Source organism: Microbacterium sp. 2FI (assembly GCF_005502885.1).
Lineage (GTDB): Bacteria > Actinomycetota > Actinomycetes > Actinomycetales > Microbacteriaceae > Microbacterium.
Genome location: NZ_SCMR01000031.1, coordinates 12911 through 34456, shown reverse-complemented (window position 1 = coordinate 34456; position 21546 = coordinate 12911). Strand labels below are relative to the sequence as shown.

The window sequence follows — 21546 nt, the reverse complement described above, 5'->3', positions numbered from 1 at the left end:
CGGCGGCAGGGCGCGGCGGCAGCGGGGGGACGGGGGGAGTGGTGTCGCTCATCGGGGTTCCTTCCGCGGTCGGACTCATGTCAGCGCTGTGCGCCAGGCTACCCATGCCTCGACACGACCGCGTGATCGTGCGTCGCGCGTCGCGACCTCGCTACGATGAGCGCAGCGGCGACGCGCGTCGGTCTGACGAGCGGTGACCACGGGAAACGGGGCTTTGATGTCTGATTACGACGGCTTTGGCGCGATGGTCGCCTTCTGGCTGGTGTTCCTGCCGATTCTGATCGTGCTGTCCCTCGCCGGCTATGTCATCGGATCGTTCTTCCTCATGAAGGTGTTCGACAAGGCGGGCGTCCAGGGCAGATGGCGCGCCTGGGTGCCGGTGTACAACACGATGGTCTTCGCAAAGCTCGGCGATCTCTCGCCGTGGGTCATGCTCGGTGCCGTCGCAGCGTCCGCAATCTTGGGGCAGGTGCCGGCCATCGGCTGGATACTCTCCCTCGCAGCCCTCGCCGTCGGCGTCATGGCGAGCTGGCGCGTGGGCCTGAAGCTCGGGCAGGAATGGCCACTGCTGCTGCTGTGGCTGATCCCAGGACTCGGTCCCATCATCTGGCTCGGCATCCTCGCGTTCGGCGCGTCGACGTGGAACCCGAACGTCGCGCCGTCGCCGTGGCAGAACTCCTTCCTGAAGGACACGACGGTGTGGCAGGGGATCCCCGTGCAGCCCGCGGCTGCGGCCGCCGGCCCGCCCGCCGGCGGTGCCTACCCGCCCGCCGGGTACCCCGCACCGGGTGCGCAGCCTCCGGTCGGACCGACCGGCTACGCGCCGCCCGCTCCGCCGTCGGGCTACGGCGCACCGACCCCGCCGCCGGCCGCGCCTCCTTCGACCACCCCGCCGCCGGCCGCACCGGAACCCCCCACGGCGCCGCCCGCAGCGCCCGAGCCGCCGATCACGCCCGAGCCTCCGGCAGCACCGGAGCCGCCGAAGCCGTAGCGTGGAGGGATGACCTCCGTTCCTCTGCGCCGCGTCGGCGCCTCCGGACTCCTCGTCTCGGCCGTCGGCCTCGGCTGCAACAACTTCGGGCGTCCGGGGACCCGCACCGAGACCATCGAAGGCACCCGCGAGGTGCTGGATGCCGCGATCGAGGCGGGCGTGACCTTCCTCGACACCGCCGACATGTACGGCCGCGACCCGGGGCTCTCCGAGAGCCTCATGGGCGAGGCGCTGCGCGGTCGGCGCGACGAGGTCGTGCTGGCGACGAAGTTCGGGCACTCCGGTCGCGATATCGGCTACCCGGCGTCCGGGGCCAAGGGCTCGCGCTCCTACATCCGACGCGCCGTTGAAGGGTCGCTCACCCGGCTGCAGACCGAGTGGATCGACCTCTATCAACTCCACACCCCCGACCCGCTGACGCCCATAGAGGAGACGCTCGATGCTCTCGGCGACCTCGTCCGCGAGGGCAAGGTGCGCTACCTCGGGCACTCCAACCTCGCCGGATGGCAGATCGCCGAAGCGCACTACGTCGCGGCCGAGCGCGGCGGCATCCGCTTCGTGTCGGCGCAGAATCATTACAGCCTGCTCGCGCGCGCCGCCGAGCGTGAGGTGCTGCCGGCCACGGAGCGGTTCGGCGTGGGATTCCTGCCATATTTCCCGCTTCACAACGGACTGCTCACCGGCAAGTTCACCCGCGATCACGCTCCCGCCGATTCCCGCATCATGCGCCAGCGCCAGCACGTATGGGAGGACGCGCCGTGGGATGCGCTCGAGCAGTACCGCGCATTCTGCGACGAGCGCGGGATCACGATGCTCGAGGCGACCTTCGGCTGGCTGCTCGCGCGACCTTCGCTGGCGAGCGTCATCGCGGGGGCGACGAGCCCCGACCAGGTGCGCTCGAACGCCGCTGCCGCGACGGCGTGGACACCCACGGCCGACGACCTGGCGCAGATCGATGCGCTCTTCCCACTGCCCGAGGATCCCGGCGGGCGGGTCTGACCGTCGGGGGCGCCGCCGAGGGCGTCCGACACGAACCCACTAGTATGTGAGGACGCGCCCGGCCGATCGGCCGGAGCGTCGCCGCCAGCCGATGGGGAGGATCACGGCGTGCCCGAGGTATCCACCCAGTCCCAGCGCGTGCGGATTCCGCACGGTGCCCTCGACCTCTCCTGGGCGGCCGTGACCGACACCGGGCGTCGACGTGAGGTCAACCAGGACGCCGTGTTCGCGGACTTCCCGCTGTTCGTCGTCGCCGACGGCATGGGCGGACACGTCGGCGGCGAAATCGCCAGCGCCACCACGATCGCTCGCATGCGCGGCGTCGCCGACGCCGGAACCGTCACGCCCAAGGCGATCGAGAAGGCGCTCCTTCGCGCGGTGAAGGACATCGCCGCACATCCCGACGCCACCGACGACGGCACCGGCACGACGCTGACCGGCGTCTACCTCGACACCTCGGGGGAGGCGGCGCACTGGGTGACCCTCAACATCGGCGACTCGCGCGTGTATCTCGTCCGTGACGGATCGATCGTGCAGGTGACGACGGATCACTCGGTCGTGCAAGAGCTCGTGGCCTCGGGCAGGCTGAGTCCTGAAGAGGCCGAGAACCACCCCTACGGCAATGTGATCACGCGCGCCGTCGGACCGAGCGACAGTGTCACCCCCGACTACGTGCGCCTGGACGTCGTCTCGGGCGATCGCTTCGTGATCTGCTCGGACGGGCTCACGAAAGAGCTCACCGACTACGGCATCCGTCACTTCCTCGACGAGAACGAAGATCCCGCCGCCGCAGCGACGGCGATGCTCGCCGCAGCGCTCGAGAACGGCGGTCGCGACAACATCACGATCATCGTGCTCGACGTCGTCGATGCGAGCGCACCGGCCACCGGTTCCTCCCCAGCCGCCACCTGAGCGGCGCTCTCCACAGATCGACACGCCGCGCCGCGAAGCCGACGAGCGTCGCGGTGGACTGAGTGCGTGACCATCGCCGCGTTCACCCCCACGCATGCTCCGTCCCTCCTCGAGCCCGTCGAAGCCGCCGACACCGAGCCTCTCGTGCTGCCGGCGGCGTGGACGCCGCCTCCGCGCCCAGGCATCCCGATCATGGCGAGCATCGTGCCCGTCATCGGCGCGGTCGCGCTGTGGCTGGTGATGGGGTCGACCCTCGCACTCTGGCTCGCCCTCCTCGGTCCGCTGATCGCGGTCGCGACGCTGCTCGATGCCGGCCGGGGCGCTCGTCGGGCCCGTCGCATCGCCGACGCCGCGGCGAAGGCGGAGCGCGCGCGTGTGAGTGACGCGATCGTGCGTCGGCACGACCTCGAGCGCCGGCGCCGCTGGACCCGGCATCCCGATGTCTCAGGATTCGCGCTGCGCAGCGACGAGATCTGGCGCCCCGTGCCGACACGCGGGGTCGCGCTCGTCATCGGAGCAGGTGAGGTCGCGAGCGCTTTGCGCGTCACGGGCGGCGAGGGCGATGCGGATGCCGCGGCTCTGCGCGCCCGCGCGGCACGCCTCGCGCTCGCGCCCGTCACCGTCCCGGCCGCGGACGGCGTCGTCATCGTGGGGTCGCCGGTGCTGTCGGCGGCGGTGCAGCGTGCGCTCGCACTCCAGCTGTGCTTGGCGCACGCTCCGGGTGATCTGCGGATCGTCGGCACGCTCGGCCCGGATCTCGCGTGGGCCGAGGAGCTGCCGCATCGGCGCGCCACCTCTGGTCTTCGCCTCGCCCTGGTCGGGCGCCACGATCCGGTGCCTGACGACGCCGACATCGCCCTCGCCGTGCGCGCACCGGGAGACCCGCTGCCGCCACGATGCGCGACTGTGCTCACGGTGGACGCCCCCGAGCGCGCCCGCGCGCTGCACCACGGCGAGGCCGCCGAGGTGTCGATCGAGGCGATCGCGCGCGAGCAGGCGACCGCGATCGCGGCCGAGCTCGCCTCGCGCGCGGAACGCACACTCGGCTGGACGAGGAACGCCGACGGGCCTATCGCGCTCGGACCCCTCCTGGCGAGTTCGCCGGCCGATCCCGGCGACGGCCTCCCGGCCGTGGTGGGAGTGGCCGCCGGCGCACCCGTTGTGATCGATCTGGTCGCCGACGGGCCCCATGCCGTCGTCACCGGAGTAACCGGCTCGGGCAAGAGCGAGCTGCTGCTCACCTGGATCGTCGCACTGTGCGCGACCCGCAGCACGCGCGAGGTCACCTTCCTGCTCGCCGACTTCAAAGGCGGGACCGCGTTCGACCCGCTGGCAGGGCTCCCGCACGTCACCGGCGTGATCACCGATCTCGACGGCGCGGGTGCCCGCCGTGCGATCGAGAGCCTTCGTGCCGAAGTGCGCTGGCGCGAGGCCGAGATCGCCCGCGTCGGTGCTCGCGACATCCGCGATCCGCGCGTACGAATTCCGCGCCTGGTGATCGTCGTCGACGAGTTCGCGGCGCTGCTGGGCGATCATCCCGAGCTCAACGCCGTCTTCGCCGACATTGCCGCACGTGGCCGCGCCCTCGGCATGCACCTCGTGCTCGGCACGCAGCGGGCGGCGGGCGTGATCCGCGAGAGCGTGCTGGCGAACTGCCCGCTGCGGGTGAGCCTGCGGGTGGCGGACGCCGCCGACAGCAGGCTGGTGATCGGCACCGATGAGGCGGCGCAGCTACCCGGCGGCGCGGCGGGCCGGGGTCTTGCGATGATCCGCCGCGCGGGTGACGCCGAAGCCCGGCGGGTGACGGTGGCGCTCTCGGACGCCGCAGACATCGCGGCCATCGAAGCCGTTGCGGACGATGCGCCGCGCCGGCCGTGGCTGGCGCCGCTGCCGTCGCGGCTGCCGCTCGAGCGGCTGCGCGCCGCGTCGCACGAGGAGGAGCTGATGCTTCTCGGCCTCTCGGACGAGCCCGAGCACCAGCGTCAGGTGCCTGTCGGGCTTCGCATCCACGATCGAGGGCTTCTCGTCGTGGGCGCCGCCGGTTCCGGAAAGACGAACGCCCTTGCGGTGCTCGCGAGCCAGGCGCCGGGCATGATCATCCGCATCCCGCGAAGCGCGGAAGGGGCGTGGGATGCCGTTGCAGCCCTCGTCGACGCGCCCCCTGACTCGGGCACGCTCGTGCTGATCGACGACCTCGACGCTCTGCCGGGGCTCTTCCCTCCCGACCACGCGCACGCGTTCCTCGAACGCCTGGAATCGATCGTGCGCACCGCAGGTGCGCACGGCGTGCTCGTCGCGGCATCCGCTCAGCGTCTCGCCGGCCCCGTCATGCGTCTGGCCGAACTGCTGCCGCGCCGGGTGCTGCTGGCGCTGCCGACGCGCTCGGATCACGTCGCGGCCGGAGGAGACCCGGCGCACTTCGTCGCCGGCCCCCCGCCCGGCCGCGCGCGCTTCGACTCCCTTGCGGTGCAGATCGCCCTCGTCGCGCCCGCGCCGCCCTCCTCGGCTCTGCAGCCTCGGACGTGGGCCCCGACGGGTGCTCTCACCGGGCTGGTGACACGACGCTCGCCCGCCGCCCGTGCCGCGCAGGCGGAGTGGGAGGCGAGCGGCGTCCGCGTGCTCTCCGTCGACGACTACGCCGCCGCCGATCCTCCCGCGGACTCGCGGGTTGTGGTCTTCGGCGAGCCCGACGACTGGCAGCGGAACTGGCGGATTCTCGCCGAGGTGCGAGGCGATCACGATCTCGTGGTCGACTCGTCGTGCGCGGCCGAGCTGCGGGTGCTCGCCGGAAGCCGCACGATCCCGCCCTATTGCGAACCCGGCAGGGCGCGTGCGTGGCTTCTTGCGGCCGGTGCCGAGCCCGTCCGCATCGTCCTTCCGGGATAGCAGGTCCGGTCGGTCCGTCGCAGGCGCGCGTCTTGACCGGCCTCGGCGGGGCGCATACCTTCGCTCTGTGGCTACAACTCCGATCGACCTTCAGCGACCGGACGGCAAAGGACTCGCGGCAGGGACGCTCGGGCTCTGGGGATCGACGGTCATCGGGCTCGCCTCGACCGCCCCCGTGTACTCGCTCGTCGCGACGCTCGGATTCGTCGTCCTCGCGGTAGGCGCCCAGGCGCCCATCGCCTTCGTCGTCGCGTTCATCCCGATGCTGTTCATCGCCTTCGCGTATCGCGAGCTGAACAACGACGTTCCCGACTGCGGCACGACCTTCACGTGGGGCACGAAGGCGTTCGGTCCGTGGGTGGGGTGGCTCGGCGGCTGGGGTGTCGCGGTGGCGGGCATGGTGGTGCTCGCGAACCTCGCGCAGATCGCCGGCATCTACTTCTGGGCGCTCGTCGACGGCATCGTCGGGACGTCGGAAGATGCGCTCCTCGCCGACAACGTGCCGCTCGTCACGGCGACCGGCGTCGTGTTCATCGCGGCGATGACCTGGGTGAGCTGGCGCGGCGTCGAGATCGGCGAGCGCATCCAGAACGTCCTTCTGGCCATCCAGTACGTCGCCCTCGTCGTCTTCGTCGTCGCGGCGCTGTGGCACTTCTTCGCGGGCACAGCCCCGGACCCGACGCCGTTCGACTGGGCGTGGTTCAACCCGTTCGCCTTCACCGAATGGAGCGGATTCGTCGAGGCGATCCTCCTCGCACTGTTCATCTACTGGGGCTGGGACACGTGTCTCGCCCTCAATGAGGAGACGAAGGACCCCAAGCGCATCCCCGGCCGCGCGGCGCTGCTGACGACCGTGATCCTCCTGTTCACCTACGTCGGCGTCACGGTCGCCGCGATGATGTACGCGGGCCTCGGCGAGACCGGCACCGGGCTCGGCAACGAGGCGAACGCCGACGACTTCTTCCTGGCGATCAAGGACGGTCTTCTCGGCCCGCTCGGGTGGGTGCTCGTCGTGGCCGTCATGATCTCGGCGATCTCGTCGACGCAGACCACGATCCTTCCCACTGCCCGCGGCACGCTGGCCATGGCCGCGTACAAGGCGCTCCCGAGGCGCTTCGCGACGGTGCACCCGCAGTACAAGACGCCGTCCTTCTCGACGCTGGTCATGGGCATCGTCGCGATCGTCTACTACGTGGGTCTCACGCTCATCAGCGACAACATCCTGCAGGACTCGATCCTCTCGCTCGGGCTCGCGATCGCGTTCTACTACGCGATCACCGGGTACGCGTGCGTCTGGTACTTCCGTCGCGCGCTGTTCGACTCGGCGCGCAACTTCTTCTACCGCTTCCTCTTCCCGCTCCTCGGCGCGCTGATGCTGACGTATGCGTTCGTGCAGTCCGCGATCGACATGTACAACGTCGACTACGGCTACACGGTGCTGCTCGGGATCGGCGGCACGTTCGTCATGGGCATCGGAGCGCTGGCGTTCGGCGTGCTGCTGATGTTCCTCTGGTTCTTCTTCCCTCGCGCGAAGCCGTTCTTCCGCGGCGAGAGCCTGAACCGCGAGACGGCTGTGCTCGTCCCCGAAGACCCGAGCGACTTCAGCCGATCGATCGACGGCGGGCTCGCCTGACGCTCGTCGCCCGACTGTGGTGAGCCGGGCGACGAGACCGACGTCAGACCAGTGCCGCCTCGAGTGAGGCGAGGTCGAGCTCGTGCGCCGTCGCGACCCCGGCGTTCACGACCGCGCCGCCGTGAGTGTTGAGGCCCGCCGCGAGGCCCGCGTCGGCACGCAGCGCTTCCTTCCACCCGCGCCGGGCTACCTGGCGGATGTAGGGGAGCGTGGCGTTCGTGAGGGCCGACGTCGACGTGTTCGGCACGGCGCCCGGCATGTTGGCGACGCAGTAGAAGATGCTGCCGTGCACCTCGAACGTCGGGTCGGCGTGGGTCGTCGGGTGGGTGTCTTCGAAGCAGCCACCCTGGTCGACGGCGATGTCGACGAGCACCGAGCCCGGACGCATGCGCGAGACCATGTCGTTCGTGACGAGCTTGGGCGCCTTCGCGCCCGGAATGAGCACCGAGCCGATCACGAGATCCGACGAGACGACGGCCCGGTCGAGGTCGAGGGGATTGGATGCCGCGGTCTTCACGCGCCCCTGGAAGTGGTCGTCGAGGTACCGCAGCCGCTGCACGTTGGTGTCGAACACCGTGACGTCGGCGCCCATGCCGACGGCGATGACCGCGGCGTTGGCGCCGGCCACGCCGCCGCCGATCACGGTGACCACCGCGGGGCGGGTGCCGGGGACGCCCGACATCAAGAGGCCGAGGCCCCCGGCCGAGCGCATGAGCGTCGACGCGCCGACCATCGGCGCGAGGCGCCCGGCCACTTCGCTCATGGGGGCGAGGAGCGGCAGCCCGCCGCCCGCCGCCTGGACGGTCTCGTACGCGATCGCCGTCACGCCGTCGGCGACGAGCCGATCGGTCAGTGGTCGGTCGGCGGCGAGGTGCAGGTAGGTGAAGAGCACGAGGTCGTCGCGGAAGTACCCGTACTCGCTCGCGATCGGCTCCTTGACCTTCAGCAGCAGCTCGGCGCGAGCCCAGACCTCTGCCGGATCGTCGAGGAGGGTCGCTCCGGCCGCTTCGTACTCGGCATCCGGCATCGACGAGCCGAGCCCCGCGCCGCGCTGCACGAACACCTCGTGGCCGGATGCCACCAGGTCGTACACGCCGGCCGGCGTCAGTGCCACCCGGTACTCGTTGTTCTTCACTTCGGTGGGGACGCTGATCCTCATCGCGTGGTCCTTTCCGCTCCGCCGTTGGAGCGCTCGGGCTCCTTGTGGGAGCGCCTCTAGAAAGCGGGGCGGATCGCCCCGACAGCCTCTCCGCCGCCGAGGACCGACAGCGAAAGTGCAGACATGGTCTCGGCGACAGCCGCCGGGGCGAGCGCTCCGGCGCGTTCGAGCAGCCGCAGCGCGACCGCGGTGGCCGCGCGGCCCGAGCCGTCGAGCATCTTGAGGGCGACGGTCGTGCCGTCGGGAGCGACCATCACCATGACCCCTTCGGCGCCGCCCTTGGCGAAGACGCCGAGTCGCTCGATGGCGATCGTGTCGGGCCTGCCGGGGCCGTCGATCGTCCACGGGTGCTCCCGTACAGCCTCGACGAGCGCACCCGCGCTGCGGTGCAGCGCGAACGGCGAGGTCTTCGACGAGCCGCCGATGCGATGGACAGCGCGTGCGAGGCCGAAGAGCGTCATCGCGTACACCGGTGCGCCGCATCCGTCGATCGCGGTCGCGGCGACCTTCTCGCCGATGAGCCGCTCGATGACATCGCGGATGTGCGCTTGGAGGGGATGCTGCGCGTCGAGGTATCCCGCCGGGTCCCACCCGTTCGTGACGCACGTCAGAAGCATCGCGGCATGCTTGCCCGAGCAGTTCATGCGGATGCGGGAGGGCTCGGCGTGATCGCGGACGAGTTCGTCGCGGGTGGCTGTGTCGCCGGGCCAGGCCGCCGGGCAGCCGAGGGCCTCCTCGCCGAGGGCGGCGGCGTCGAGGATGTCCCGGACGACGGCGACATGACGGTCGGTGCCCGAATGGCTTGCCGTCGAAAGCCCCAGGCGCTCGCCCTCGAGCGGCGCGCCGGCTGCGAGACAGGCCAGCGCCTGAAGCGGCTTGAGGCTCGAGCGCGGCAGGATCAGGGCCGTCGGGTCGCCGATCCTCTCGACCAGGGTGCCGTCGGCGCCGAGGACGATGGCGATGCCCGCGTGACGGGACTCGACGAAGCCGCTTCGCTCGACGACGGCGAGCTCGACGGCGTCGGACGCTGCGAAGGTCTGCGGCACCCGGCCAGCCTACCGCCGAGGCCGCGACCCCTCGCATGACAGACTGTTGCGCATGTTCGGTGAGCATCGATACTCCGTCCGGACGACGTGGACGGGCGACCGCGGCAGCGGCACGTCGGGATACCGCGACTACGACCGTGCCGTGACGATCGAGATCGAGGGCAAGCCCGCGCTGCTCGCGTCATCCGACAAGCCGTTCCGCGGCGACCCGACGCGCTGGAACCCCGAGGACCTGCTCCTGGCAGCCCTCAGCGAATGCCATCTGCTGTCGTACCTGCACGCGTGCGTACAGGCAGGCGTCGTCGTCGTCGGCTACGAAGACGCGGCGTCAGGGATCATGGTCGAAGATGGGCGGGGCGGCGGCGCGTTCCGCGAGGTGGTGCTGCGTCCTCGCGTGACGATCGCCGATGCGTCGATGACGGATGCCGCGACCGCCGCGCACGCGCAGGCGAACGAATGGTGCTTCATCGCCAACTCGGTGAACTTCCCCGTGCGGCACGAGCCGACGATCGCTGTCGCCTGATCCGATTACGGACGGAACACGCCGCGGGGCGTCGGTCCCGTCGCGGCGTGTTCCGTCCGTAAACGGCAGGGGCGGGCGGTCAGCGACGCTCGTGTGGAAGGACCTGCTTGATCCGCTCGATCGGGTTGTGCGCAGGCACCTCGTTGTAGGCGTTCGCGAGCTCCTGGCCCGAGAGCGCGTGGATCGCGGCCATGATGTCGTCGGTCGCGAGCCGGCGCGCGCGGCCGGAGTCGGCGGGGCCGTGGTGCGAAAGCTCGAGCGGCTCGCCGAAGCGCACCGTGATGCGGCGGGTGAGCGAGGGGAGCTTCGCGCCGACGGGCATGACATCGTCGGTGCCGATGAGTCCGACCGGCACGACCGGCGCGCCGGTCTGCAGGGCGAGGAACGCGACGCCCGTTCGTCCCTTGTACAGGCGCCCGTCGAGCGAGCGGGTGCCCTCGGGGTAGAGCGCGACGGTGCTGCCGCCTTCCAGGAGCACGCGCTGCTGGTCGAGTGCGTCGAGGGCGGCCTGACCGGCACCCCGCTGCACCGGAACGGCGCCGATCGCGGTGAAGAACCACCGCGAGAAGGTCTTCTCGAAGTAGCTCGACTTCGCGAGGAAGTGCACCGGCCGGGGCGAGGCGACCGGGATGGCGATGGAGTCGATGAACGACAGGTGGTTGCTCGCGAAGATCACCGGGCCTGTCTTGGGCACGTTCGATCGCCCCTCGATGTGCGGCCGATACACGACGCGCGCGAGCGGAGTGATGATCGAGCGTCCGAACCAGTAGGTCGCACCCATCCGCTTCGCAGGCTCGGAAGGGCCGGGGTCGGGGGTGTCGTCCGCGTCGGGTACGAGGTCGGAAGTCACTGAACGAGGGTACTCCCGAATCCATTCCACGACGGGCATAGGGGTCTCCCAGCGCAGAACGAGTCGAGATAGGGGAGGATGGAGACTCCGCCCCCACTCTGTCGAGGTCTTCATCGTGCGCATCCGCCCGCTCGCCGCTCTTTCCGTCGCCGTCCTGTCGGCCCTCGTTCTGGCCGGCTGCGCCTCCGGTGCACCGGAGTCCGAGCCGACGCCGACCGACACCGCCGCCACGGGCCTGTGCGAGGTCGCCGCGCCCACGGGTGAGGTCGTGGAGTCGATCACGGTCACCGGCGAGGTCGGCGTCTCCGCGTCGGCCGAATTCACCGCACCGCTGACGATCGAGAGCGCCGAGCGCACCGTCGTCGTCGAGGGCGAGGGTGACCCGATCGAAGACGGCGACTACGTCTCGTACGCTCTGGCCGTCTTCGACGCCACGACCGGTGAGTCGGTCCAGGAGGGCGGATTCGACGGAGTCGGACTTCCCCCGATGCCGATCACGCTGGGTTCGGGTGCGGACACGTTCTTCGGCTGTGCGACCGAGGGTTCGCGTATCGCGATGACGGTTCCCGACGCCGGCAGCGGCGCTCAGGTCTACGTCATCGACGTGCTCGATGTCATCCCCGCCGACGAATGGTGCGCCGTGACCGAGCCGGGCGACGACTTCCCGACCGTCGAATTCTCGGCCGAGGGCATCCCGACCGTCACGATCCCCGACGCCGACGCGCCGACCGAGGTGCAGCTCGAGGTCCTCGAAGAGGGCGACGGTGACGTCGTGCAGCCCGGTGACAGCGTCACGGTCAACTACACGGGCGTCAAGTGGAGCGACGGCACGGTCTTCGACTCGAGCTTCGAGCGCGGCGAGCCGGCGACCTTCCAGACGACGGGCGTCGTGACCGGGTTCCAGCGTGCGCTCGAGGGCCAGGCCGTGGGCTCGACCGTCCTGGTGTCGATGCCGCCGGCGTGCGGCTACGGCGAGGGCGAGATCAACGCCGACGACCTCGTCGGCGAGACCCTGGTCTTCGTCGTCGAGATCATCGAGACCGCGCGCGCGACCGAATAGGTCGGTCGCTAGGCTGATTCGATGCGCCGCATCCTCGTCCTCGGCTCGACCGGCTCGATCGGCACCCAGGCGCTCGACGTCATCCGGGCCAACCCCCGACGGTTTGAGATCGTGGGGCTTTCGGCGGGATCGGATCGCGCCGGGCTTGCGTCGCAGGCGGCCGAGTTCGGCGTCGAGTACACGGCTCTCGGCGCCGACGAGGCCGAGCAGCTGGTGCGGGACGTCGAGGCCGATGTCGTGCTCAACGGCATCACCGGGTCAGTCGGCCTCGGCCCGACGCTCGCGGCGCTCGAGTGCGGACGCACCCTTGCCCTCGCGAACAAGGAGTCGCTGATCGTCGGCGGCGACCTCGTCACCGCGATCGCGAAGCCGGGGCAGATCGTTCCGGTCGACTCGGAGCATTCGGCCATCGCGCAGGCGCTTCGGTCGGGGGAGCGCTCCGAGGTGCGCCGGCTCGTCCTCACGGCGTCAGGCGGCCCGTTCCGCGGTCGCAGCCGAGCGTCGCTGGCCGGAGTCACGCCGGCCGAGGCGCTCGCACACCCGACGTGGGACATGGGGCGCGTGGTGACGACGAACTCGGCGACGCTCGTCAACAAGGGCCTCGAGGTCATCGAGGCGCACCTGCTCTTCGGCGTGCCCTACGCAGAGATCGATGTCGTCGTGCACCCGCAGTCGATCGTGCACTCGATGGTCGAGTTCGTCGACGGGTCGACGATCGCGCAGGCCTCGCCTCCCGACATGCGACTGCCGATCTCGCTCGGGCTCGACTGGCCGAACCGGGTCGCGGGCGTGGGGCGTCCGCTGGACTGGACGGCCGCGGCATCCTGGACCTTCGAGCCGCTCGACGAGGAGGCGTTTCCCGCCGTGCGCCTCGCCAAGCGCGTCGGCCGAGCGGCCGGAACGTACCCCGCCGTGTTCAACGCGGCCAATGAGCAGGCCGTCGATGCCTTCCACGAGGGGCGGCTCGCCTTCACCGGCATCCTCGAGATCGTCGAACGGGTCGTGGACACGCACGAGGCGCCCGGCGCGCTGTCGCGGGCGTCGCTCGCCGACGCGGAGCGCTGGGCGCGGGATGCCGCCGACCGCGCGATCGCCGCGGCCTGACCCGCGCTGCGAGTGAACGCGGTCGCTCCCGGTCGTTGAGCGAGCGAAGCGAGACGAAACGCGTCAGGGCGTCGGGAAGATCGGACGCAGCGGGTCGGACGCGGGCGTCTCGTCGTCGGGGTACGGCACCGGCCAGTGCGGCTCGGGAACCGGCCACCCGGCGCCGCGGAGCGCGCGACGGGCGAGTTCGCGCGCCGAGTAGGGGGTGCGGACGCCGCGGATGTCGCGGTAGTCCTGATGCCCCGGCCCCGCCCACAGGATCGCGTCGCCCTCGCCCACGAGGGCGACCGCCTCGAGGATCGCGCGCTCGGGCGGTGAGAACTCGCGGATGTCGGCGTCCGGCCGGGCGCGAAGCGCCCCCTCGTGGAGCGTCGCGCGGATCGAGTCGGGATCCTCATGGCGTGGGTGATGGTCGGTGATGAAGAGGATGTCGCTTCCCACGACCGCAGTGCGGCCCATGTCGTGGCGCTTGGTGGCATCGCGGTCGCCGTCCGCGCCGAAGAGCATCAGAACCTTCCCGGGCGTCACGCGCCGGACGGCGGCGAGCGTCTTTTCGAAGGCGTCGGGGGAGTGGCCGAAGTCGATGTACACGGCGGGCCCGCGCTCGCCCGAGACGAGCTCGGTGCGCCCCGGGAGGTAGGCGTCGATGCGCTCGCCGTCGAGTGCGTCGACGAGGCGCTTCCAGGCGTAGCCGCCCTCGAGGATCATGACGATCGCGAGCCCCGCGTTGGCGGCCATGTGCTGGCCGATCACGGGGACGACGGTCGTGAGCGAGCGGTCGTCAGGACCCGAGAGGCGGAACCGCGTGCCGTCGGGGCGCTCGTCGAGGATCTCGACGACCCAGTCGGCTGCGGCGGCGGCATCCCGATCCTCGGCCAGATCCGGCGTTCCGACCGTTACCGTTTCGACTTCGCTGCGGGCGACCACTTCGGCACCCGAGGCGGTGTCGACGCAGACGACGGCGCGCCGGGCGCGGTCGGGGCGGAACAGCGGCAGCTTCGCCTCGAAGTACTCGCGCATGTCGGCGTAGTCGTCGAGGTGGTCGTGGGTGAGGTTCGTGAAGCCGGCGACGTCGAAGACGATCCCGTCGACGCGGCGGCGGCTGAGTGCCTGCGCACTCACCTCGACGGCGACGGCCTCGACGCCGCGCTCGCGCATGAGGGCGAGGAGGGCGTGCATCTCGTACGCCTCGGGCGTGGTGAGCCGCGAGACGATCACGTGTCCGGCGATGTGGCGCTCGGCCGTCGACGACAGGCCGGTGACGAGGTCGAGCTGGCCGAGGATGCCCTCGAGCAGGTGAGACACGCTCGTCTTGCCGTTGGTGCCGGTGGTGCCGAAGAGGATGGGCAGCTCATCGTCGCGGCCGGTGCTGTACACCCACGCCGAGAGCTCGCCGAGCAGCCCCCGAGGGTCGTCGACCAGCACGACGGGCAGTCCGCTCGCGGCGGCGAGATCCGCGCCGGCGGCGTCGGTCACGATCGCGACCGCGCCCTTCTCAGCGGCGGTCGCGGCGAACTCCGCGCCGTGACGGTTGACGCCCTGCACAGCGACGAAGACGTCGCCGGGGCGCAGGTCCGCAGTCGCGAGGGTGATCCCCGAGAGCGTGCGGCCGGCCACGTCGCCCCGGGTGCCGACCGCGAAGCGGGCGGCGAAGTCCTCGAGCGTGTGGATGGGCGGTGCGTCCGGGCGGAGCACGGGGGGAAGGTTCGAGGGCGCGTCGGTCGGCATGGCGCATCCATCTTCTCATCCGGCGCGCTCGGCACCCACGTGATGTGGGGGTCGGATGCCGCGGCTGCGGCATCCGACCCCCGGAGTGTGTCAGGCCCGACGTGAGCGGCGCAGCGCGGCGATCGCGACGACGAGCGCGGCGGCACCGAGCACGAGACCGCCGGTACCGAGGATCACGGGGAGCGGCGAGGCGGCTTCACCCTCCGAGCCTGCGGCATCGCCGGCGGCGGCGGAGTTCTCGTGACCGCCGTCATCGCCGTGCGCGTCGGCCGCGATCTCGCCGACGGTGACCACCGGCGCCGGGGCTTCGAGGTCATGCGGGTCGGCGCCGGCTTCGGCGAGCTCGGACCAGTCGGTCTCGCCCTCGGTGCACGTCTGCAGCACCGGGAACGCGAGGGTCTCGCCCGCCGCATCCTCGGCGAACTTCACCTGCAGGGTGACCGTGGCGCGGAGCCCGGACTCGACAGGGGCGTCGGCCGTGTAGACGACCTGGGTGGGGATGCCCTCGTCGGCCCCGACGCTCTCGATGCTCCAGCCGGGCTCGATCTGCGGGGCGAGCGAGTCGACGCCGTCGGGAATGCCGATCGTGAGCGCCGTGGTGGGCGACGTCTCGCAGCCGTGGCTGAACGCGAAGGTGAGCACGGAGTATGCGCCGGCCTCGGCTGCGTCGGGGGTCACGGTGACATGTGCGGATGCGGCGAGGGGTACGCCGACCGCGAGAGCGATGCCGGCGGCGGTGCCGAGGGCGAGTGTGCGGCCGGCGCGGGCGGGCGTGTTGGAAGGGGTCATGCGGGAATCTCTTTCGTCAGGGTGCGCGCGGCAGCGAGCCGCGCGCGGGGTGCGATGAGCAGCGGCACGGGCGCAGGAGGCGGGTGCCGGGGGAAGCCGCGCTAAACGGCGATGACGAAAGCGGGAGGCCCGCGACGGGATGCGTCCGACAGCAGCACCGCGCCGGCATGCACGGGGGGCGCGCTCGCCGGGATGCTGGGGAGCGTGAGGGGGCGCAGGGCCGGCGTGCTTGAGCGCCCGAGCACCGACCGGATGCCGCGACCCAGGGCGCGCAGCATCCGCTCGCCGCCGTAGAGCGCGAGCATCGTCGCCGCAGCCGCCAGCACGTGGCCCGCGAGCATCACGGGATCTGGCAGCAGCCCGGACATCTCAGCGCCCGCGAGAAGGTCGCTCGCGCCCGCGGCCTGATGATCGTGGGCGACTCGGCGCACATGGTCGGCGCTCGCGGTGAGTGAGAACGCGACGTGCAGCAGCGCCTGGCTCGCGAGCACAGTGGCGCCGACGCGCCAGGCGGAGAGGCGGCGTCCGGCGAGGAGGACGGCGAGCGGCCACGCCAGGATCGCGACGGCTGCGACGACGCCGGGTGACGGTGCGCCGCCGCCGGCGAGCGTGTGGGCTGTCGCCCCGACGAGGGTCGCGATCGACGCTCCGACCGCGCCCCGCAGGGCGCGCACGTGGCGTGGCGTCACGATTCCTCCTCGGCCCGAGCGTAGCCGACGGCGCATCCGGGACGATCACGGCCAACTCGGAGCCTGACGCGGGTACCGTGGCCGTGTGGAAGTCATCGCATTCGTCATCGGGGTCGTGCTCATGGTCGTGGGGCTCGCCGTGTCGATCGCCCTCCACGAACTCGGGCACCTGTGGCCCGCGAAGAAGTTCGGCGTTCGCGTCGGCCAGTACATGATCGGCTTCGGTCCGACGCTGTGGTCGCGCCGCCGCGGCGAGACGGAGTACGGCGTCAAGGCGATCCCGCTCGGTGGCTACATCTCCATGGCGGGCATGTACCCGCCGTCGCCGAAGGAGATCGCGCGCGCGCAGGCTGCAGGAGCCGCCGGTTCGGCGCAGCGCACCGGCCGCGCCGGCGGCGGATTCTTCGCGACCATGGTGCAGGACGCCCGTGCCGCGAACGACGAGACGCTGCTGAGCGACGACGACGACCGCGTCTTCTACCGACTGCCCGTGTGGCAGCGCGTCGTCATCATGCTCGGCGGCCCGACGATGAATCTGCTGTTCGCGATCGTGCTGTTCGCGATCCTGCTGTCGGGCATCGGCGTGCAGTCGGCGACCACGACGGTCTCCACCGTCAGCGAGTGCATAATCCCGGCCGACGTCGAGCGCACCGAGTGTGCGGCGTCGGATCCGGCAGCCCCGGCTGTGGCGGCCGGGATCGAGCCCGGTGACGTCATCACCGCGGTCGACGGCGTTCCCATCTCGAACTTCGCCGATGCGGCCGCGATCATCCAGGCATCTCCCGGCAAGCAGATCGTCGTCGTCGTCCAGCGCGAGGGTGAGACGCATCGGCTGACCCTCACCCCGGTCGCGGTGACGCGACCGGCTACCGATGAACTCGGTCGCGAGGTGCTGGGTGCCGACGGCGAGCCGCAGACCGAGGAGGTCGGCATCGCCGGCATCCGCCAAGAGGTCGCATACCTGCGCCAGCCGATCTGGGCCGGGCCGCAGGCGGCCTTCGAGCAGGTCGGCGCCGTATCAGGCATCATCTGGCAGCTGCCGGTGAAGGTGTGGGAGACCGGCGTCACGGTCGTCACGGGCGGCGAGCGCGACCCGAACGGCCCGCTCAGCATCGTGGGTGCCGGGCGCCTGTCGGGCGAGGTCGCAGCGACGGATGCCCCGATTCTCAACCGCGTCGCCGGCTTCCTGTCGCTGCTGGCGTCGCTGAACATCGCGCTGTTCGTGTTCAACCTGATCCCGCTCCTGCCCCTCGACGGCGGTCACATCGCCGTCGCTCTCTGGGACGGCATCCGTCGCGCGTGGGCGAAGCTCTTCCGCCGCCCACCCCCGCCGCCGGTCGATGCGACCAAGCTCGTGCCGGTCACGTTCGTCGTCGTCGTCGCGCTCATCTCGATGGGGGCGGTGCTGATCCTCGCCGACATCGTGAACCCGGTCTCGCTGTTCGGTCCGTAGAAATCTCGGGCGCATGTCGAAAACGGTCTTGTCCGTTCGCTGTGGGAATGACACGGTTCCACTGACGAAGGAGAAGAACCGATGAAGTATGTGCTGATGTTCGCCTCGGACCCCGCCCTCGACGCCGCGGTTCCGCCCGAGCGGCTGCAAGCGGACTACGCCCGCATCTACCAGTGGTTCGTCGACAACGCCGACGCGATCGAGGAGGGCGGGGCCGAGCTCGAGCCCGCCACCACCGCCACGACCGTCCGTCACGACACCGCGGGTCCGGTGGTGGTCGACGGACCGTTCTCGGAGGCGCGCGAGGTGATCGGCGGGTTCAGCATCATCGACGTCCCCGACCTCGACGCGGCGATCGCGATGGCGCGGACGTGGCCGTCGCTGGACCTTCCGGGATCCTCGGTCGAGATCCGGCCCATGGTCACCGACTACAGCCAGTTCGAGCAGTGACGGATCCGGATGCCGCGACGGTGCGCCCCGCGGGCGACGCCGCCGCGGCATCCGACGTCCTCCTCGCCCGGGTCGTCCGCGAGGAGTCCGGCCGCACGGTCGCGGCCCTCACGCGCTCGTTCCGCAGCCTCGACATCGCCGAGGAGGCGGTGGCCGAGGCTGTGGAGGAGGCGCTGCGTGCGTGGCGCTTCGGCGGCATCCCGCCGAACCCGGGTGGATGGCTCACGCAGGCCGCCCGGCGCAATGCCCTCGACCGCGTGCGCCGGGACAAGACCCTGCGCGCGAAGCTGGCTCTCCTTGCCGCCGGCGCGGAGGCGCCCGTCGCGGGGTCGGACGCGGACGCCGACGAGCGCCTGCCGCTGCTGTTCGGGTGCTGCCACCCGGCGCTCTCGCCCGACGCGCAGCTCGCGCTGACGCTCCGGGCGGTGTGCGGCCTCACGACCTCCCAGATCGCCCGCGCGACCTTCAGCGCCTACGCCGCCGTCGGCCAGCGGATCGTCCGCGCCAAGCGCAAGATCGGCGCCGCGGGGATTCCGCTGCGGATTCCCGAGGGCGCCGATCGCGCCGAGCGGATCGACATCGTGCTGACGGTCGTGTCGGTGATGTACAGCGAGGCGCACTTCACGGCGGGCGGGGATGCCGAGGCTGATCGCGACGTCGCCGACGATGCGCTGTGGCTTGCGCGCGTCATCGCCGACGCGCTGCCGCGCGAAGCCGAGGCGTGGGGACTCCTGGCGCTCCTGCAGTTCCATCGCGCGCGTGAGCCCGCCCGCGCGGTGGACGGCGAGATCGTCCTGCTCGCCGATCAGGATCGGTCGCGATGGGATGCCGCGCTCCTCGCCGAAGCCCGGTTCACGCTCGAGCGCGCGGCGCGGCTGCGGCGCCCCGGCCGCTGGCAGCTTCACGCCGCGATCGCGGCGTGCCACGCGGATGCCGAGGATGCCGCATCCACCGACTGGCTTCAGGTCGTGCTGCTGTACGACATGCTGACGGCGTACGACCGGTCACCCGTCGTGAGGCTCAACCGCGCCGTCGCGCTCGCCCGCGTGGACGGGCCGGAACCCGCGCTCGCCGAGGTCGAGGCCCTCGAGGGCGCGCTATCGCGCTCGCACCTGTGGCACGCCGTCCGTGCGGAGCTGCTGCGCGAGACGGGCCGCGCCGAAGACGCGCGGCGATCCGACCTTCGCGCGCATCAGCTCACCGCGAACGAGGCGGAGCGGCGCCTGCTCGCCCGTCGGGCGGCAGGCGAGACCTCAGGCCCGCTGTGAGTGGTCAGCCCGCGATCGGCGTCAGCGCATGAGCGACCAGCCGCTCGAGCGTCGTCATGCCGTCGCGCGACAGGATCGACTCGAGGTGGCCCTGCACCGAGGCGAAGCCGGGTCCGCGGAGCGCATAGACGTCGCCGGCCGCATCGGCGGCGACCTCGGCCACGCCGACGGTGGTCGTGCCGGGGGAGACGCGCGCGGTGAAGGTGTTGTAGAAGCCGATGGATGCCGGCTCCCCGAAGACGTCGACGGTCTTCTGCAGTCCCTGATGCGGCGCCGCGAGCGAGGCGAGCCCGACCCCGAGCGAGTCGGCGAGGATCTGGTGGCTGAGGCACACGGCCAGCAGCGGCCGACCCGACGCGCGGCGGCGGGTGACGACGTCGCGCATCCGCCGCATGCGCGGGCTCGACGGATCCCGCGGGTCGCCGGGGCCGGGGCCTGAGACGACGAGCTCGGCGGCATCCACCTGCTCGTCGGTCACTGCGTGCCACGGGGCGATCTCGACCCCGAGCCCGAGGTGGCGCAGCTGGTGGGCGAGCATCGTGGTGAAGCGGTCCTCGGCGTCGACGACGAGTGCGGAGCGCCCCGCGAAGGGACCGGGGCCGCCCGAGCCCTGCGGGTTCAGCCAGAACGACGCGAGACGGGCGTTGCGCGAAGCCAGGAGGGCTGAGATCTCGGGGTCGTCGGCGAGGAGCTGCGGCTGCGCGGCGGGCTCGTCCTCGTCGATGGCGGCGGCGATCTGCTCGGCGACGGCGTCGCGCGGCACCGCGCCGATCGCGCCCAGCACACCGGCAGCCTTTCCGTGGGTCTCGCCGACCTCGCCGTAGGGGTCGGAGTGGCGCACGAGCGTCGCGCCGACCGGCACGCGCAGGCGGCCGCCCTCGATGTAGGCGGTGCGGATCAGGATCGGGGCGTCGAGGTCGTGGGTCGCCTCACCCGACGTCGCCGAAGGGTTCGGGGTGAACAGCGCCGCCACGCCCGAGTAGTACCCGCGCGGTGAGCGCTCGTGACGCGTGATCACGGTGCAGGCGTTCTGCATCGGGGATCCGGTGACGGTCGGGGCGAACATCGTCTCGCGCAGGATGTCGCGGGGATCCAGTCGGCTGCGCCCGCGGAGCACGTACTCGGTGTGGGTGAGCCGCGACATCTCCTTGAGGTGCGGCCCGGTGATGCGCCCGCCGTCGGAGCACACGGCGCTCATCATCTTGAGCTCTTCGTCGACCACCATGAAGAGCTCTTCGGTCTCTTTGGTCGACTGCAGGAACTCGGTGAGGGTGGCGGCCGTCGCGCCACCGGCGGGGTGGCGGAACGTGCCCGAGATCGGGTTCATCGTCACCACGCCGTCCTGCGCGCTCACGTGGGCCTCGGGGCTCGCACCGACGGCGACGTGGCTGGGCGTCACGACCGCGAACGTCCAGTACGCGCCGCGCTCGTGCTCGAGGAGAGCGCGGAGCCATGTCAGGCCGGCAAGAGCGGGATCGGCATCCACACCCGCCGTGAAGTCGCGACGGATGACGAAGTTCGCGCCCTCGCCGCGGCCGATCTCGTCGGCGATCACGCGGCGGACGATGTCGGCGTACTCCTCATCGGGGATGTCGAACCCGGGATCCACGAGCGGGACCGGCACAGACGGCAGCTCTGCCAGCACCTCGTCGCGGGGGAGCGCGATGTGCTCGTCCACGATGAGGCAACGCAGCGGCGCGGCGTCGTCGTGACACTCGAACCCGCGCTCGCGCACCTGACGGAAGGGCACCAGGGCGAGCACTTCTCGGGGGATGCCGTCGGCATCCTGCAGCGGGATGTCGGCGAGCAGTTCGACATCGGCGATCTCGCCGGTGAGCAGCTCGACGGTGGTGTCGTCGCGGGCGATGAGGGCGAACGGGATCCCGCTCGCGGCGAGGTCACGGAGGGAAGGGCGGGGCCTGGACATCTCGGTCTTTCGTCGTGGGGGCGGTCGCCCTACGAAAAAGAAGACCGCCCGGAGGGCGGTCTGTGGTCGCGCGAACCCA

18 protein-coding genes are annotated in these 21546 nt (G+C 71.4%); 11 read left to right on the top strand and 7 right to left on the bottom strand.

Annotated elements, in window-relative coordinates:
- Positions 1 to 217: 217 nt before the first annotated feature.
- The 5 genes from FFS15_RS18710 to FFS15_RS17650 all read left to right on the top strand — a co-directional run bounded on the left by FFS15_RS18710 (position 218) and on the right by FFS15_RS17650 (position 7421).
- On the top strand, positions 218 to 991 hold the full coding sequence (locus tag FFS15_RS18710) for a large exoprotein (protein ID WP_171013265.1): 774 nt from the start codon (positions 218 to 220) through the stop codon (positions 989 to 991).
- Positions 992 to 1000: 9 nt separating this feature from the next.
- Positions 1001 to 1990 carry an aldo/keto reductase gene (locus FFS15_RS17665; protein ID WP_137846366.1) on the top strand — a complete coding sequence of 330 codons (990 nt, stop codon included), beginning with the start codon at positions 1001 to 1003 and terminating at the stop codon, positions 1988 to 1990.
- A gap of 108 nt (positions 1991 to 2098) precedes the next feature.
- On the top strand, positions 2099 to 2902 hold the full coding sequence (locus FFS15_RS17660) for a protein phosphatase 2C domain-containing protein (RefSeq protein ID WP_137846365.1): 804 nt from the start codon (positions 2099 to 2101) through the stop codon (positions 2900 to 2902).
- 66 nt (positions 2903 to 2968) lie between these two features.
- Positions 2969 to 5788, top strand: coding sequence for an FtsK/SpoIIIE domain-containing protein (locus FFS15_RS17655; RefSeq protein ID WP_137846364.1), 2820 nt, complete (start codon positions 2969 to 2971; stop codon positions 5786 to 5788).
- 67 nt (positions 5789 to 5855) lie between these two features.
- Positions 5856 to 7421, top strand: coding sequence for an APC family permease (locus FFS15_RS17650; protein ID WP_137846363.1), 1566 nt, complete (start codon positions 5856 to 5858; stop codon positions 7419 to 7421).
- A gap of 43 nt (positions 7422 to 7464) precedes the next feature.
- Here FFS15_RS17650 and ald read toward each other — a convergent pair whose 3' ends face one another.
- Together ald and FFS15_RS17640 are read right to left on the bottom strand one after the other, a co-directional pair.
- Positions 7465 to 8580 (bottom strand): alanine dehydrogenase, encoded by a 1116-nt coding sequence (gene ald, locus FFS15_RS17645; protein ID WP_137846362.1) that lies wholly within the window; start codon positions 8578 to 8580, stop codon positions 7465 to 7467.
- A gap of 56 nt (positions 8581 to 8636) precedes the next feature.
- Complete coding sequence (locus FFS15_RS17640) at positions 8637 to 9626, bottom strand: asparaginase (protein WP_137846361.1); 990 nt, start codon at positions 9624 to 9626, stop codon at positions 8637 to 8639.
- Between the two features lie 52 nt (positions 9627 to 9678).
- Between FFS15_RS17640 and FFS15_RS17635 the strand changes: the two genes are divergently transcribed.
- Positions 9679 to 10149, top strand: a complete 471-nt coding sequence (locus tag FFS15_RS17635; protein ID WP_137846360.1) for an OsmC family protein — start codon at positions 9679 to 9681, stop codon at positions 10147 to 10149.
- Between the two features lie 79 nt (positions 10150 to 10228).
- Here the strand turns inward: FFS15_RS17635 and FFS15_RS17630 are convergent, their stop codons facing one another.
- Positions 10229 to 10930, bottom strand: a complete 702-nt coding sequence (locus tag FFS15_RS17630) for a lysophospholipid acyltransferase family protein (protein WP_249354201.1) — start codon at positions 10928 to 10930, stop codon at positions 10229 to 10231.
- Between the two features lie 184 nt (positions 10931 to 11114).
- On the opposite strand from FFS15_RS17630, the gene FFS15_RS17625 reads away from it, so the two are divergent.
- Entirely contained in the window at positions 11115 to 12059 is a 945-nt protein-coding gene (locus FFS15_RS17625) for an FKBP-type peptidyl-prolyl cis-trans isomerase (protein ID WP_137846358.1), read from the top strand.
- 21 nt (positions 12060 to 12080) lie between these two features.
- A complete protein-coding gene (dxr, locus tag FFS15_RS17620) occupies positions 12081 to 13163 on the top strand; it encodes a 1-deoxy-D-xylulose-5-phosphate reductoisomerase (RefSeq protein WP_137846357.1) in 1083 nt (360 codons plus the stop codon).
- Between the two features lie 63 nt (positions 13164 to 13226).
- Here the strand turns inward: dxr and FFS15_RS17615 are convergent, their stop codons facing one another.
- From FFS15_RS17615 to FFS15_RS17605, 3 genes are all read right to left on the bottom strand, one after another.
- Entirely contained in the window at positions 13227 to 14891 is a 1665-nt protein-coding gene (locus tag FFS15_RS17615; RefSeq protein ID WP_171013264.1) for a UDP-N-acetylmuramoyl-L-alanyl-D-glutamate--2,6-diaminopimelate ligase, read from the bottom strand.
- Positions 14892 to 14981: 90 nt separating this feature from the next.
- The gene (locus FFS15_RS17610) at positions 14982 to 15680 is read right to left on the bottom strand and encodes a YcnI family protein (RefSeq protein WP_137846356.1); all 699 of its coding nucleotides are present in this window, start codon (positions 15678 to 15680) and stop codon (positions 14982 to 14984) included.
- Positions 15681 to 15781: 101 nt separating this feature from the next.
- The gene (locus tag FFS15_RS17605; protein ID WP_249354198.1) at positions 15782 to 16369 is read right to left on the bottom strand and encodes a hypothetical protein; all 588 of its coding nucleotides are present in this window, start codon (positions 16367 to 16369) and stop codon (positions 15782 to 15784) included.
- A gap of 85 nt (positions 16370 to 16454) precedes the next feature.
- Between FFS15_RS17605 and FFS15_RS17600 the strand changes: the two genes are divergently transcribed.
- From FFS15_RS17600 to FFS15_RS17590, 3 genes are all read left to right on the top strand, one after another.
- Positions 16455 to 17822, top strand: a complete 1368-nt coding sequence (locus FFS15_RS17600) for a site-2 protease family protein (RefSeq protein WP_137846355.1) — start codon at positions 16455 to 16457, stop codon at positions 17820 to 17822.
- A gap of 81 nt (positions 17823 to 17903) precedes the next feature.
- Positions 17904 to 18272 (top strand): YciI family protein, encoded by a 369-nt coding sequence (locus FFS15_RS17595; protein WP_137846354.1) that lies wholly within the window; start codon positions 17904 to 17906, stop codon positions 18270 to 18272.
- On the top strand, positions 18269 to 19540 hold the full coding sequence (locus FFS15_RS17590; RefSeq protein ID WP_137846353.1) for a DUF6596 domain-containing protein: 1272 nt from the start codon (positions 18269 to 18271) through the stop codon (positions 19538 to 19540). Before FFS15_RS17595 ends, FFS15_RS17590 begins: the two co-directional genes overlap by 4 nt.
- Positions 19541 to 19544: 4 nt before the next feature.
- On the opposite strand, the gene FFS15_RS17585 is transcribed toward FFS15_RS17590, so the two are convergent.
- Complete coding sequence (locus FFS15_RS17585; protein ID WP_137846352.1) at positions 19545 to 21467, bottom strand: chorismate-binding protein; 1923 nt, start codon at positions 21465 to 21467, stop codon at positions 19545 to 19547.
- Positions 21468 to 21546: the final 79 nt, after the last annotated feature.

Coding starts and splice junctions, on each gene's coding strand:
- FFS15_RS18710 (WP_171013265.1), top strand. CDS start 218: ATGTCTGATTACGACGGCTTTGGCGCGATGGTCGCCTTCTGGCTGGTG.
- FFS15_RS17665 (WP_137846366.1), top strand. CDS start 1,001: ATGACCTCCGTTCCTCTGCGCCGCGTCGGCGCCTCCGGACTCCTCGTC.
- ald (WP_137846362.1), bottom strand. CDS start 8,580: ATGAGGATCAGCGTCCCCACCGAAGTGAAGAACAACGAGTACCGGGTG.
- FFS15_RS17635 (WP_137846360.1), top strand. CDS start 9,679: ATGTTCGGTGAGCATCGATACTCCGTCCGGACGACGTGGACGGGCGAC.
- FFS15_RS17630 (WP_249354201.1), bottom strand. CDS start 10,930: ATGGGTGCGACCTACTGGTTCGGACGCTCGATCATCACTCCGCTCGCG.
- dxr (WP_137846357.1), top strand. CDS start 12,081: ATGCGCCGCATCCTCGTCCTCGGCTCGACCGGCTCGATCGGCACCCAG.
- FFS15_RS17615 (WP_171013264.1), bottom strand. CDS start 14,891: ATGCCGACCGACGCGCCCTCGAACCTTCCCCCCGTGCTCCGCCCGGAC.
- FFS15_RS17610 (WP_137846356.1), bottom strand. CDS start 15,680: ATGACCCCTTCCAACACGCCCGCCCGCGCCGGCCGCACACTCGCCCTC.
- FFS15_RS17595 (WP_137846354.1), top strand. CDS start 17,904: ATGAAGTATGTGCTGATGTTCGCCTCGGACCCCGCCCTCGACGCCGCG.
- FFS15_RS17585 (WP_137846352.1), bottom strand. CDS start 21,467: ATGTCCAGGCCCCGCCCTTCCCTCCGTGACCTCGCCGCGAGCGGGATC.